Origin of the sequence: Algoriphagus sp. NF (genome assembly GCF_028823735.1) — a bacterium.
GTDB classification, from domain to species: domain Bacteria; phylum Bacteroidota; class Bacteroidia; order Cytophagales; family Cyclobacteriaceae; genus Algoriphagus; species Algoriphagus marincola.
In genome coordinates, this window is sequence record NZ_JAPEIB010000008.1 from 87,055 (window position 1) to 99,920 (window position 12,866).

The window sequence follows — 12,866 nt, forward strand, 5'->3', positions numbered from 1 at the left end:
TGCAAAAGTGGACGACAAAAAAGCCAGTTGGTACCAGTCCTGCCTTCAGTGTGTATACTTTGCTTGCTCATTTCCCTTCGCCGGCACTACCCGGATCAGGTAATATGGGTATGATCTCAGCCCGTGATTTTAGGGCACCCCTTATGATCTGATGCAAAGGTATGGAGTAAAAGTTTGAAAGCAAAAAAGGCATTTAAGTCTTCTTCAGCTTTTTTTTAGAATCAATCGTAATGAAATCTACACTTGGCAATTAGAATTTCATCATTTTTTACCTGATAGATTAATCGATGTTCTTGGTCTATTGTTCTTGACCAAAATCCTGAATATTTGAATTTTAATGGTTCTGGTTTTCCAATTCCTTCAAAAGGGTGTCTGGAAATATCTTTTAACAGCTCGTTGATTCTTTTCAGTTTCTTTTTGTCGGTTTTTTGCCAATAGAGATAGTCCTCCCAAGATTCTTCAACGAATACGAATTTCATTCTTCAAGCAGTTGTTTCTCGAATGATTTTCCAGATTTTAGCTTTTGAATAGCAGCATCGAGTCGCTCTTCATTTACTTTAGAGGAAAGTTCATGATGAGTGGCTTTTAGGGAATTGTATTCGGCCAAAGACATGATCACAATTCCACTATCTTTTCCTCGGTTTATAATCAATGTTTCAAAATTTTGGGAAATTTGATCAAAGTATCTTTTGATATCTTTCCTGAAATCAGATAAAGTCGTCGTTAACATATCAAAATTATTATGTACACAAATATGTACATAATTTATTACAAAATTGTTGTCAGAGGATTTTAAATGAAAAAAGGGCCAAAGCCCCTTTCTTATAAATCATCTTCGTCAAAATCCTCATCCTCTCCAGGACCCATATTGAACATGGAGCTGAAGAGATCCTTGAACTGTAAGCCGGTGTCTAGTAAATTTTTACTAAGCTGAGAGTATTCAGCCAAGCCATGAAGGGCAAATTCCATGAAGAATTCCTTCTCTTTCTCCGGTAAATTCTTGACTAATCCGGTCACTACTTCTTCAAGGCCGGGGACCTCATGGAGTGCTTGCTTGTATTCTTTATCTGATTGGGAAGCAAGAATGTCCAATTCATTTCCTTCACCAAACCAAGCCAAAGGAATCACATAAGGGTCTCCTTCTTTTGATTTCTTTTTCGACTCAGGCGATGGGAAATAGTTGATAAACTGAGAACGTATCGCTTTTCCAATTAAATTGTACGCAACCAAACCCGCGCCTTCTTGTTCTCCCTCGTAGACTAATTCTACCTTCCCCGTAATGGCTGGAATCACGCCAATCAAGTCCGCAATTCGTACGGTTGTATTTTCTTCCCCATTCAGGTAAAGCCTCCTTTCTGCTGCTGAAATCAAGTTTTCATAAGCAGAAATCGTCAATCGGGCCGAAACTCCTGATTTTTCATCTACATACTCTGAACCTCTTGCTTCGACTGCAATCTGTTCGATCAAGTCTTTCATCAGTTCCGGAATGTAAATGTTATCCACAGGCTTACCCTTCAGGTTGGCCTCTTGAGCAGTGATCTTTTTACCTATTTCGATGGACTTCGGATAGTGGGTGATGATCTGACTCTCGATCCGGTCTTTTAGAGGAGTCACGATACTTCCACGGTTGGTGTAATCTTCAGGATTCGCTGTGAATACAAATTGAATATCCAGTGGTAATCGCAATTTGAAGCCTCGAATCTGAATATCCCCTTCCTGTAAAATATTGAACAGAGCCACTTGGATTCTCGCCTGCAAATCCGGCAATTCATTGATTACGAAGATGGAGCGATGTGATCTTGGAACCAGGCCATAGTGGATAACTCGCTCATCATTGTAGCTGAGTTTCATAGTAGCGGCTTTGATAGGGTCCACATCCCCAATCAAATCAGCTACAGACACATCGGGAGTTGCTAATTTTTCTGTGTAGCGATCATTTCTATGCCACCAAGTGATCGGTGTATCATCTCCCCGCTCTTCGATTAGATTTCTGGCGTAGGAAGTCAATGGTGCCAAAGGATCATCGTTTAATTCGGAACCGTACACAAGCGGTACGTATTCGTCTAGAAGGAGGGTCATCATCCTGGCAATTCGGGTTTTTGCTTGACCACGAAGACCAAGGAGGTTGATGTTGTGCCGCGACAAAATAGCGCGTTCGATATCAGGAATAACTGTATCCTCATATCCCCAGATTCCTTCAAAAACATTTTCCTTTTGCTTGATTTTAGCGATTAGATTGTCTCGAAGTTCTTCTTTAATAGATTTGGGTTGATATCCGGCGGCCTTCAATTGGCCTAAAGTTCGGATTTGGGTTAGTTCTTTTCCGGTAAGTTTTTGGTAGTCCATGCGTTTGTTTAAAAGCGTTTGGTTCGGTTTCTTCTATAGTCTTCAAAAATCAAATCGCCCAGTCCTTTCAACGAACTGTAATAGGCGTTTCCATTATTGACTTGTGTAAATTCTTTCACAAATTCTTTCAGATAGGGGTCCGAGGCGATCATAAAGGTCGTCACCGGTATCTTCAGCTTTCGACATTGAGCAGCGAGTTTGAGGGTCTCATTTAATATTTTGCTGTCAATTCCGAAGGCATTTTTGTAATACTTAATTCCGACTTTGAGGCAGGTAGGTTTTCCGTCGGTAATCATGAAAATCTGCTTGTTTGGATTTTTTCTTCTTCGAAGTAAATCCATCGCCAGTTCCAGTCCTGCCACAGTATTGGTGTGATAGGGTCCTACTTGTAGATAGGGTAAATCTTTGATTTCGATCTGCCAGGCATCATTTCCAAAGACAATCACATCCAGGGTATCCTTTGGATAGCGAGTTTTAATCAATTCGGCCAAGGCCATTGCCACTTTCTTTGCAGGGGTGATGCGATCCTCACCATATAGAATCATGGAGTGGGAAATATCAATCATGAGCACGGTGGAAGTTTGCGATCGGTATTCCTGCTCAACTACTTCCAAATCATCTTCGGTCAGCAAGTAATCTCCTGAAAATCCGTGATTTGCCTGTGCATTCCGAAGCGAATCGGTCAGTGCGATTTGATCTAGATTATCACCAAATTCATAAGCCCTACGGTCAGTACCCCGCTCATCACCAGGACCAGAGTGGGTGGTTTTGTGCTGTCCTGATTTTCCTCGTTTTAGTTTGCCAAAAATTTCCTCCAAAGCTGATTTTCGGATCGTTTGCTCAGCTTTTCCAGTGATTTTGAACTCCCCTTTTTGATTTTCTTCAGTGAGGTACCCTTTGGTTTTGAGGTCTTCAATGAAGTCCCCTATCCCATAATTGGGATTGGTGAGATTGTATCGTTTGTCCAGATTAGAAAGCCAGTTGAGTGCCTCTGCCACATCTCCTCCGGTCATCGTGACGAGTTGAAGGAAAATATTGAGCAGATTCTCAAAGGTATTTTTCTCTGGATCTTGGGGTGGGATATATTGAGTAAAGCGAAAGCCTTTCATAGTCAGATTTTTAGATACTAGACTCGAGAAGCAAGACAGGCCTTGCTAAAAATCGAGCTAATCAAATCATAAGTTACACGTCTGGATAACAATCTGAAAGGGAATGGAGTTTTCATTATCCACTAAAAACACGAAAAAGATGAAGAATTATGAATTTGCGGTAGGTTTTGTGACGGGAGCTCTGATCATCTTCGTGACGCTGATTCAATTGAATGTAGCCCTCCCATTGGTATGGTTGCTATTTATGGCAGGACCTTTCTTGGTCATCTGGATGGTATGGTCTGTGTTGGTTGCACCGGTTCAGATCGAAGAGACTTTTGAAGAGCAATGGTATCAGGATAGACCGGATTTGAGGCGAGAGGAATAAAGTCATAAATTGGGGTCTGCATGACCTCATTAGAAAAAAAAGCCCAAACCATCAAATCGACTGCCAAGCGATTGGGCTTCGATTTTTGTGGAATCGCTAAGGCAGAATTTTTAGAAGAAGAAGCGCCTCGATTGGAGGATTGGCTGAATCGCAACTATCAGGGCCAAATGGCTTATTTAGCAAATCACTTCGACAAACGACTGGACCCTCGCAAACTCGTTCCGGGCGCAAAAACTGTCGTCTCCCTGATTTACAATTACTTTCCCGAGAAAAAACTTCCTGAAAAAGCCGAGGATATCAAGATCGCAAAATATGCCTATGGCCAAGACTATCACTTTGTCATCAAGGATAAGTTGAAGACTTTTTTGGAGGATCTCCGGGAAGAAATCGGGGAGATCGAAGGGCGGGCTTTTGTGGATTCGGCACCTGTGATGGAGCGACAATGGGCACAAAAGGCCGGGTTGGGTTGGATAGGTAAAAACAGTTTGCTGCTCAATCGGGAGATGGGAAGTTTCTTCTTTTTGGCCGAATTGATCATCGATCTAGAAGTAGAGCCTGATTCTCCAATAGCCAAAGATTATTGCGGCACTTGCACAGCCTGCATAGATGCCTGTCCTACGGATGCAATCGTACAGCCCGGAGTGGTGGATGGTTCGCGTTGTATTTCCTATCTGACGATTGAGCTGAAGGATTCCATCCCAAACGATTTCAGAGATAAAATGGAAAACTGGGCTTTTGGTTGTGATATCTGCCAAGACGTATGCCCATGGAATCGCTTTTCGCGTCCACATCAAGAGCCCGCCTTTGATCTTCATCCGGATTTAAAAGATTTTACAAAAAAGGACTGGATAGAAATGACAGAAGAAACTTTCCGGAAAGTTTTTAAAAAGTCTGCTGTGAAGCGTACCAAATTTGTAGGACTCAAAAGAAATATCGAATTTCTAGGTGAAAAGAAACCATAGCCTATGCCTCGTCCTCAGTCCACCTTGAAGCAATTTCAAAACCTTTTTAAAACTAAAAAGAGAAAAAAGCGCTCTCATAAAGTGGGGCTTCCTCCTGCATCCTTGGTATATGGAGGAGAGAAAAAGCAGGAAGAGGTTTTTATCAATCTGATCACCTATGATGAGTCAGAATTTTTAGAAGAACGAATCGAATTTTCGCAGCTTCAAGATCACCTCAATTTGCAAAAGAAAGTAATCTGGATTGATGTGGTTGGCTTGCATGATATCGCTTTGCTGGAGCAAATCGGAAAGCTCTTTGGGATCCATAAATTGACATTGGAGGACATACTTAGCGTAGAGCAACGTCCCAAAATGGAGGTTTTTGACGAGTACATTTTTGCTACGCTAAAGATGATTCAGTGCAATTCGCATGAGTCACCCATCACGGAAGAGCAGGTGAGTTTTTTGATGGAGAAAAATATTTTGATCACCTTTCAGGAAAAAGCTGGAGACGTATTTCAATTTGTCAGAGACCGTCTTCTGGACCAAAAAAGGCCTATTCGCCATAGAGGTACTGATTACTTGCTCTATGCTTTGCTTGATGCAGTGATTGACAATTATTTCTCTGTCATGGAAAATATCGGCGAGCGAATTGAAAACCTGGAATCTCAAGCTATGCTCGAACCTGGAAATGAAACCCTAAATGCGCTGTACCTTCAGCGAAGGGAGATGATGGATTTACGCCGCTCTGTTTATCCACTTCGGGAGGTGATTGGTGCTTTTGACAAATATGCCGAGCATAAAATTTCTCCAGAAGTCCGGCCTTTCATCCGGGATTTATATGAAAATACCATTCAAGTCATTGAGACTATGGAAGTATTTCGGGATATGTCATCCGGTGTGTTGGACTTGTATATGAATAGTCTTTCGAACCGGATGAATAATGTAATGAAGGTCTTAACGATCATTTCGACGATTTTCATTCCTCTTAGTTTTGTCGCAGGTGTTTACGGAATGAATTTCGAATACATGCCCGAACTGAGCTCCCAAAATGGATATTTTTATGTTTTGGGAGGAATGGGTATTGCTGCGTTTGGAATGCTCATAGCCTTTCGACTCAAGCGCTGGCTCTGATTATTGAAGCCGGATGATTTCTGTACCAGCACCATTTTTCAAAATGAGCTGACCCTCTTCGTAAGCGTAACTTCGAACCGCTCGAATCGCTTCTAAGAAGGCATTTTCAAATCTGCTATCCGGACAGGCCATCATGGTCGAACCTAAATTGCCGAATTGTAGTTGCTCATTCTTTTCAATTTCGTAAGGCCCAAAAATCCGATTACATCCACCATTCCCGCTGATTTGCTTTGACTCGGCATCAAACTGAATGTGGGCATCTTTGTCTGTACCTGATACCTGAACAGGGTTTCCGTTCAGCTCGATAAGTACCCACTTCTTCCCTTCCCAATTACTATCCGGAAAAGATTTGGGGCTGCAGGCGATAAGCCAGATAAATGCCAGGGTATAGGTGAAGCCTTTCATAGTGGTATTGCTTTTCCAATACAAAAGCAGATTAAAGGCCAAAAAAATTGAGATGGTGATTTTTAACCTTTTTTAAAAAGCTTTTAAGCTGATATCCATGCTGTTCACTGAGTGAGTCAAAGCACCCATGGAAATAAAATCAACTCCGCATTCAGCCACAGCTGCCAGGGTTTCTTCTGTAATTCCTCCAGAAGCTTCAATACTCATTTTTCCATCTACTAAATCAACCGCCTCTCGCATGGTATCGTAGTCCATATTATCCAACATGATATAGTCTACACCTCCTACTTCCAGTACCTCAGCGACCTCTTGAAGATTTCTGGTTTCTACCTCGATTTTTAGATTGAGCGAATTCGCTTTGAGGTAGTTTTTGGTATTAGTGATTGCTTGTCGGATTCCTCCGGCGAAGTCCACATGATTATCCTTCAGCATAACCATATCGTAAAGGGCAAAGCGGTGATTTACCCCTCCTCCGATGTGAACAGCCCACTTTTCCATCAATCGGAAATTGGGAGTTGTCTTCCGGGTATCCATCAGCCGAGCTTTGGTATGAAGGATTTTTTGGGTAAGACGGTGAGTCTTGGTGGCAATCCCACTCATTCGTTGCATGCAGTTGAGGACTAGTCTTTCAGAAGAAAGAATGGAAGCCGCCGGACCTGAGACTTCTAAGCCAATTTCACCGAAAGAAACAGCCTCTCCGTCTTTTTTGAAGACTTTTACCTCCAATCGAGGATCAAAAGCTTTGAAAATTCGCTCAGCCAATTCAACTCCAGCCAAGATGCCATCGCCTTTGATGAGCAATCTTGCCCTGCCTTGTTTATCCGATGGAAAGGCAGAGAGTGAAGAATAGTCTCCTGGACCAATGTCCTCGGCAAAGGCAGATTGTATAAATTGATCTAGGGCTGAATCAGATAGATAGGCAGGCTTCATGCCACAAAAATAGGCATATTGAAAGGTTTAGTCGCTGTTTTTGGAAAAATTACCTTAAGCTTTTACAAAGCCAAGGCTGTAAATTTTCAAATCTGTATCGAGTTGGTTGATTTTTATAAAGACTCGATAGCTTGCCTGACCACTTTGATATTCACCGATGTAGGAACTCAATTTGGGATTGGTTTCACTTCTGTAAACTAGCTGAAACCTCAAGGGAGGGTTTTTTTTGAAAAAATCTCTGATGACCTGTTCTGCCTGGTTTTTGGAGAAATCCCCTTGTTGGCCATTGATATTCAGGGATATACTATTTTCGAAATAGCGAGCTAGTTCACTGCTGCTCCCAGAATCAATAGCCAAAATCACTGGATCGATGGATTCATTGAGATCTTCCTTGTCCATCAAGGGCATGAAAATCAAGAATAAACTTAATATAAACGGGAGGGCATTCATTTGGGAATCAATTAGACAAATACTAAGCCAAAAAAGTATTAGGAAGTAGCTTTCCTGCTTTTTGAAAAAATGAATCTGAATCGGAATGGGAACTGCCCCTCACAATGGTGAGAAAAATAATATATTTGCCCCTATGGAAAAGAATGTACTTTTAATGATCCTGGATGGATGGGGCATAGCTACCAACCCGGCTGTATCTGCCATAGACAAAGCGAAAACGCCTTTTGTAGATAGTCTGTATCAAAATTATCCCCATGCCAAACTGGATGCTTCTGGCTTGGCTGTTGGATTGCCCGAAGGACAAATGGGCAACTCCGAGGTGGGACATATGAATATCGGTGCCGGTCGAGTGGTCTATCAAGACTTGGTAAAAATCAATCAGGCAGTCAAAAATGGTGAATTAAAAGATCATCCGATTTTGACGGAAGCATTTGAAAGTGCCAAAAAGAATAAGAAAAAGGTACACTTTATGGGTCTGGTATCCGATGGAGGAGTCCATGCCCATATTGACCACTTGAAAGGACTCTGTGATGCAGCTAAGCATCATGAGCTGGAAGATGTATTTATTCACGCTTTTACCGATGGACGGGATACGGATCCTAAAGGTGGAGTCAAATACCTTCAGGACTTGGAAAATCACCTTCAAAAATCAACCGGGAAAATCGCATCTGTGGTAGGGAGATACTATGCGATGGATCGAGACAATCGCTGGGAGCGTGTCAAGCTAGCCTATGATGCTCTGGTAAATGGTGAGGGAGAGAAGTCCAAGAATATTTTAGCAGCCATCCAAAAGTCCTACGATAATGGAGTGACGGATGAATTCATTCGACCCATCATCCATGTTGGTGCAGATAATAAACCGCTTGGTATCATGACAGATGGTGATGTGGTGGTTTGTTTCAATTTCCGTACTGATAGAGGAAGAGAAATCACTCAGGTACTCACGCAGCGAGACTTTGAGGATTTCAACATGAAAAAGCTGGATCTAGACTATATCACTTTCACCAATTACGATGATACTTTTCAGGGTATCAAAGTGCTTTTTGAGAAAGACAATCTTAGCAACACTTTAGGAGAAGTCCTGGAGCGAGCAGGCAAAAAACAGATTAGAATCGCAGAGACTGAGAAATATCCTCACGTCACATTCTTCTTTTCTGGAGGAAGAGAAAAGGAATTTGAGGGTGAAAGCCGAATTCTCTGCCCTTCACCCAAGGTGGCTACTTATGATCTCAAGCCAGAGATGAGTGCCTATGAGATTGCTTCGAAAATCAATCCGGAACTGAAGCGAAAATCAGCCAATTTCATCTGCCTCAATTTTGCCAATGCAGATATGGTGGGACACACCGGAGATTTTGATGCGGCTGTGAAAGCTTGTGAAGCAGTAGATGAGTGCGCAAAAAGCGTGATCGAAACTGCCTTGGAAAATGACTACACGATCATAGTGATTGCAGATCATGGAAACTCGGATATGATGATCAATGAGGATGGCACACCAAATACAGCCCATACGACTAATTTGGTACCTTTCATTGTAGTCGATAAGCATGATCGATTTGAACTTGCCGATGGCAAATTGGGAGACTTGGCACCTAGCATCTTGAAATTGATGGGAGTGGCAGTCCCTGAGGAAATGACCGGAAATATCCTGATCAACTAATGAGAATTAGCCTATTTGTTGTTTTTGGGTTTGTTCTGACCCTTTTGAATTCCTGTGAAAATGCTCCTGGAATTGCTAAGCCAGGAGAATTGGATGTCTTACCCTACTATGATGTAGCCGGTTTTGTGGAGGCTGAAATTTCCAAATTGGGAAATGAGACAGTCCGGAAGACCACTCGGATCAACGGAAAGGAGGAATCCACGGAAGTGACACTAAGCCAAGAAGAATGGAAGGAGGAGCTAGATGCTTTTTTCAGAGCTGATATCAACAAGCCTTCTATGGTTTCTGCATTTTCTACAGAGGTAAAGGGAGATGTATTGGTCCATATGCTTTTGCCTGGAGAAAAAAGCCCTGTCAAGGAAATAAAAGTTAGAATAATTGATGATCGACCTATTTGGTTGACATTTAAGATTTCTAAGGAAAATATTTTCTATACCTCAACCATTCTTGGGGAGATTTATATGAATCAACGAACCCAAAAGATCGATCACTATTCCATCGAAACGACCCAAAAGATTATGTTTTTGGATGCAAATAATTTGAGAATCAAAGGAGCTGTTCAGCCATAATCAATTTACCAATTCATAAAAAATCCCGACTTTCTGATGAGAGTCGGGATTTTTTTGTGGTGTGTTTACCAAGTTCTACCTCCGCTTGGCCGGGCTCTTCTCCAAGGGCTGTCATCCGGTTCAGGCTCCTTGAAGTTGCCGATGATATAGGTAAAGGTCAGCATTCCGTATCGGGTCAAAACATTGGTAAATACATCTGTAATAGCTACATCTGACACGGTTCGGCTGATGCTGTTGTTCTGATTTAAGAGATCAAAGATCACCACCTTCAATTCTGCTTTGTTATTCTTGGCAAAGCGGAAGCCTCCCTCTATATTCCAAAGCCACACTGACTGATCAAAGCCTTCCGAAAGTCCGCTGTATAGCATGTTATTCACTGTATTTCCTACAAATAGCTTTCCGTTGTTTGGAGAGTAATACAAGCGAATATTAGACTCTTGCACGTAGAAGTTCTGATCCAGATTGGCCTGCAAGCTAGAGTTTACAATCGTATAGGTACCGGTAGTGCTGACCGAGAAGTCGACATTCTTACTGATATTAGAACTGATCGTGATTCCTTGACTTAGGTCGATATTATCATTCAGGTTTTTCTCCCCGTTGATCATACCCGGAGTTCGGTTGAAACCGATTCGTGTATTGGTATTGAATTGGAGTTTCAGTTTAGGAATGGGCATTCCATAAGTGGCAAAGGCTCGCAATCTCCAATTACCATCCAAATTGACCGGCTGGGAAATCTGACCACCGGGTCTCAGCAATACCTCACCATTGATCAGTGTATCTTGGGCAGCAACAAAGGTGCTGTTTCCGATAAAGTTACTGGTAGCTGAGTAATTGATGAAGGTGAAGAAAGTCTTTGATTTCTCCAGATTCACCTTTGCTATATTGGCGAAAATATTGTGATTATAGCTCTGCCCAAGATTGGGATTTCCCACACTGAGATTGAGCGGGTTTTGATTGTTAATCACGTTTTGCAATTGATTCACACTTGGTTCATCGGTATCTGTTCGATAGCGAATTCTCCAGCTAAACCCTGATTCTCGATTTCTGTAATTGATATTGGCACTTGGTAGGATATTGTTGAAATCCCGACGGAAAACGCCTGGCTCGGGGAAAAAGGCCTCATTGTCCAACCTAGCGAACTGATAATCCAAGTTTAAGTTGATGCTATAACCATTATTGTTGTAAGCATAGCCACTTCTCAGGCGCTGCGTGATAAATTTATTATCAAACTCATTACTCAATGCCGTATCCAAAACGGGGAGGTTTTCTTCGTTGAAAACTCGTGTTTTTTGATCAGCAAGGGTTTTGTTGTTGGAAACTTGGTAGCCAAAGGTTCCCATGCCTTTTTCTCCCAATGGCTCCGTAAAGGTGACATTCACCCGATAGTTGAAGCCATCATTCAATGCGTCTGTCTTTTGAATGGTAGTGTCTAACTGATTTCGTTGAAAATCCCTGCTTGCAGCTTCTAAGTCAGAAAGTTGATCCCGATTACTCCAAGTAGTAGAAATGTCCGTAGAAAGTGTTCTTCGGGGTTTGTCAAATTTATAGCGATAGGTAATATTATTTGAAATATTGAAAGCTTTAGTCTCCGCTTCCGAGACTGAGCGAAGAGCGGAAAGAGAATCTCCCTCATTGCCTAGTGTCAAGGCATCGCGGTCGCTGAACGTCCGGTTGTTTTGAATTGAAAAGCTTGGCGTGATGATGATGCTGTTTTTATCATTCAGGTCGGCTTCAATTCTGGCGTTTGCCCGGTGATTGAAGTTTTCGACGTTGTTGATAAGGCTTTCTTGATAAAACTGACTCGTGCTTTCGTTTATAATCCGTTCTTCATTTGTGATTTGACGGAGTGTATTGTTCGTGTTGTTGAAGAAGTAAGAACCGGTGAAGTTTACCTTTTTACCCCATTTATCGCTGTAATTTAAACCCAATGCATTGGTAGCAATGATACCGATGTCATTGCCCACGAAGAAGTTATTATTTCCCCCGCCGCCCCATCGGCCACCTCCGCGTCCACCACGTCCGCCGCCACCGGAGTTAGCACTCAAGCCGGCCAGATCCTGTGAGGAGAAATTTTGCTGATTTATGTTATTGGTCAGGCCTAGAATGGAGAATCGCCGATCTCCGTTGAAAAAGTTTAAGCTACCCCCGCCAGAATATCGCTCATCTGTTCCATATCCGCCATAAACCCTTCCAAACTGACCGTTTTTACGATCCTCTCTCAAAATGATATTGATAGTCTTGGAGTAGTTGCCATCGTCAAAACCTGTCAAACGGCTCTGGTCTGAGCGCTGATCAAGTACTTCGACTCGCTCAATAGCATCTGCAGGTAGGTTTCGTAAGGCAATACTTGGATCCGAACCAAAGAACTCTCGACCATCGACAAGCACCTTTTGAACTGCTTCGCCCTGCGCTTGGAGTTGACCTCCCTGCATCGTGATCCCGGGCATTTTACGAATCAAATCTTCTGCTTGGGCATTCTCCATGGTTTTGAATGCATTCGCATTGAAAGAAGTCGTGTCGCCTCGTTGCTCCCCGACGGGGACCTGCCCTTCGATCAATACTTCTCCCAATTCTTTGGTGTCCTCCATCAATACAAGCCTTCCTAAATCGCTTGCATCTCGCAGATTGTGGACTTTGGATATCTTTTCATAGCCTATGAAGGTGATTTCGATTTTCACCTGAGGGATATCAGGCCGTACAATTTCAAATTTTCCCTGTCCGTCTGTTACTGCTCCCCGAAGCAGGGAGTCGGCCAGTGTTTTTATTTGGACATTAGCTCCAACCATCGGCTGGTTAATGGTTCCGTCTATAACGATCCCGGTCAGTTTTCGCTCGGGCTGAGTTTGGCTTCGCTGGGCAAAAATAGAGTTGCTAGATAAAAAGCTGACAACCAATAAAATGAGAGGTATAATTTTTTTCATAATGAGCAAAGTTCAACTACTTTGACTCAATGAAAAA

At 42.4% G+C, this 12,866-nt stretch carries 13 protein-coding genes and 1 riboswitch; of the genes, 5 read left to right on the forward strand and 8 right to left on the reverse strand.

Annotated elements, in window-relative coordinates; genetic code table 11:
- Positions 1-55 precede the first annotated feature (55 nt).
- Positions 56-152, reverse strand: a riboswitch (TPP riboswitch).
- 69 nt (positions 153-221) lie between these two features.
- The 4 genes from OU792_RS05635 to OU792_RS05650 form a co-directional block, all read right to left on the reverse strand.
- Positions 222-479: a Txe/YoeB family addiction module toxin gene (locus OU792_RS05635; RefSeq protein WP_274669700.1), complete on the reverse strand. Its 258-nt coding sequence runs from the start codon at positions 477-479 to the stop codon at positions 222-224.
- Complete coding sequence (locus tag OU792_RS05640; RefSeq protein WP_026946277.1) at positions 476-730, reverse strand: type II toxin-antitoxin system Phd/YefM family antitoxin; 255 nt, start codon at positions 728-730, stop codon at positions 476-478. Before OU792_RS05640 ends, OU792_RS05635 begins: the two co-directional genes overlap by 4 nt.
- 92 nt (positions 731-822) lie before the next feature.
- The gene (locus OU792_RS05645) at positions 823-2,346 is read right to left on the reverse strand and encodes a magnesium chelatase (RefSeq protein ID WP_026946278.1); all 1,524 of its coding nucleotides are present in this window, start codon (positions 2,344-2,346) and stop codon (positions 823-825) included.
- Between the two features lie 8 nt (positions 2,347-2,354).
- On the reverse strand, positions 2,355-3,455 hold the full coding sequence (locus OU792_RS05650) for a vWA domain-containing protein (RefSeq protein ID WP_100628588.1): 1,101 nt from the start codon (positions 3,453-3,455) through the stop codon (positions 2,355-2,357).
- A 139-nt stretch (positions 3,456-3,594) separates the two neighbouring features.
- On the opposite strand from OU792_RS05650, the gene OU792_RS05655 reads away from it, so the two are divergent.
- Genes OU792_RS05655 through corA form a run of 3 tightly spaced genes read left to right on the forward strand, consistent with a single transcriptional unit; the run spans position 3,595 to position 5,897 of the window.
- Positions 3,595-3,822, forward strand: coding sequence for a hypothetical protein (locus OU792_RS05655; RefSeq protein WP_100628587.1), 228 nt, complete (start codon positions 3,595-3,597; stop codon positions 3,820-3,822).
- Between the two features lie 20 nt (positions 3,823-3,842).
- The gene (gene queG / locus OU792_RS05660; protein WP_274669701.1) at positions 3,843-4,784 is read left to right on the forward strand and encodes a tRNA epoxyqueuosine(34) reductase QueG; all 942 of its coding nucleotides are present in this window, start codon (positions 3,843-3,845) and stop codon (positions 4,782-4,784) included.
- A gap of 3 nt (positions 4,785-4,787) precedes the next feature.
- Positions 4,788-5,897, forward strand: coding sequence for a magnesium/cobalt transporter CorA (gene corA / locus OU792_RS05665; RefSeq protein WP_134200268.1), 1,110 nt, complete (start codon positions 4,788-4,790; stop codon positions 5,895-5,897).
- Here the strand turns inward: corA and OU792_RS05670 are convergent, their stop codons facing one another.
- From OU792_RS05670 to OU792_RS05680, 3 genes are all read right to left on the reverse strand, one after another.
- Positions 5,898-6,302, reverse strand: coding sequence for an META domain-containing protein (locus OU792_RS05670; protein ID WP_026946283.1), 405 nt, complete (start codon positions 6,300-6,302; stop codon positions 5,898-5,900).
- 72 nt (positions 6,303-6,374) lie between these two features.
- Entirely contained in the window at positions 6,375-7,232 is an 858-nt protein-coding gene (nadC, locus tag OU792_RS05675; RefSeq protein ID WP_134200270.1) for a carboxylating nicotinate-nucleotide diphosphorylase, read from the reverse strand.
- A gap of 54 nt (positions 7,233-7,286) precedes the next feature.
- Complete coding sequence (locus OU792_RS05680) at positions 7,287-7,682, reverse strand: DUF4783 domain-containing protein (RefSeq protein ID WP_134200272.1); 396 nt, start codon at positions 7,680-7,682, stop codon at positions 7,287-7,289.
- Between the two features lie 133 nt (positions 7,683-7,815).
- On the opposite strand from OU792_RS05680, the gene gpmI reads away from it, so the two are divergent.
- A complete protein-coding gene (gene gpmI / locus OU792_RS05685; protein ID WP_274669702.1) occupies positions 7,816-9,339 on the forward strand; it encodes a 2,3-bisphosphoglycerate-independent phosphoglycerate mutase in 1,524 nt (507 codons plus the stop codon).
- Positions 9,339-9,908 (forward strand): hypothetical protein, encoded by a 570-nt coding sequence (locus OU792_RS05690; RefSeq protein WP_134200276.1) that lies wholly within the window; start codon positions 9,339-9,341, stop codon positions 9,906-9,908. Before gpmI ends, OU792_RS05690 begins: the two co-directional genes overlap by 1 nt.
- Before the next feature lie 65 nt (positions 9,909-9,973).
- Here OU792_RS05690 and OU792_RS05695 read toward each other — a convergent pair whose 3' ends face one another.
- Positions 9,974-12,829: an outer membrane beta-barrel protein gene (locus OU792_RS05695; RefSeq protein WP_134200278.1), complete on the reverse strand. Its 2,856-nt coding sequence runs from the start codon at positions 12,827-12,829 to the stop codon at positions 9,974-9,976.
- Positions 12,830-12,866: the final 37 nt, after the last annotated feature.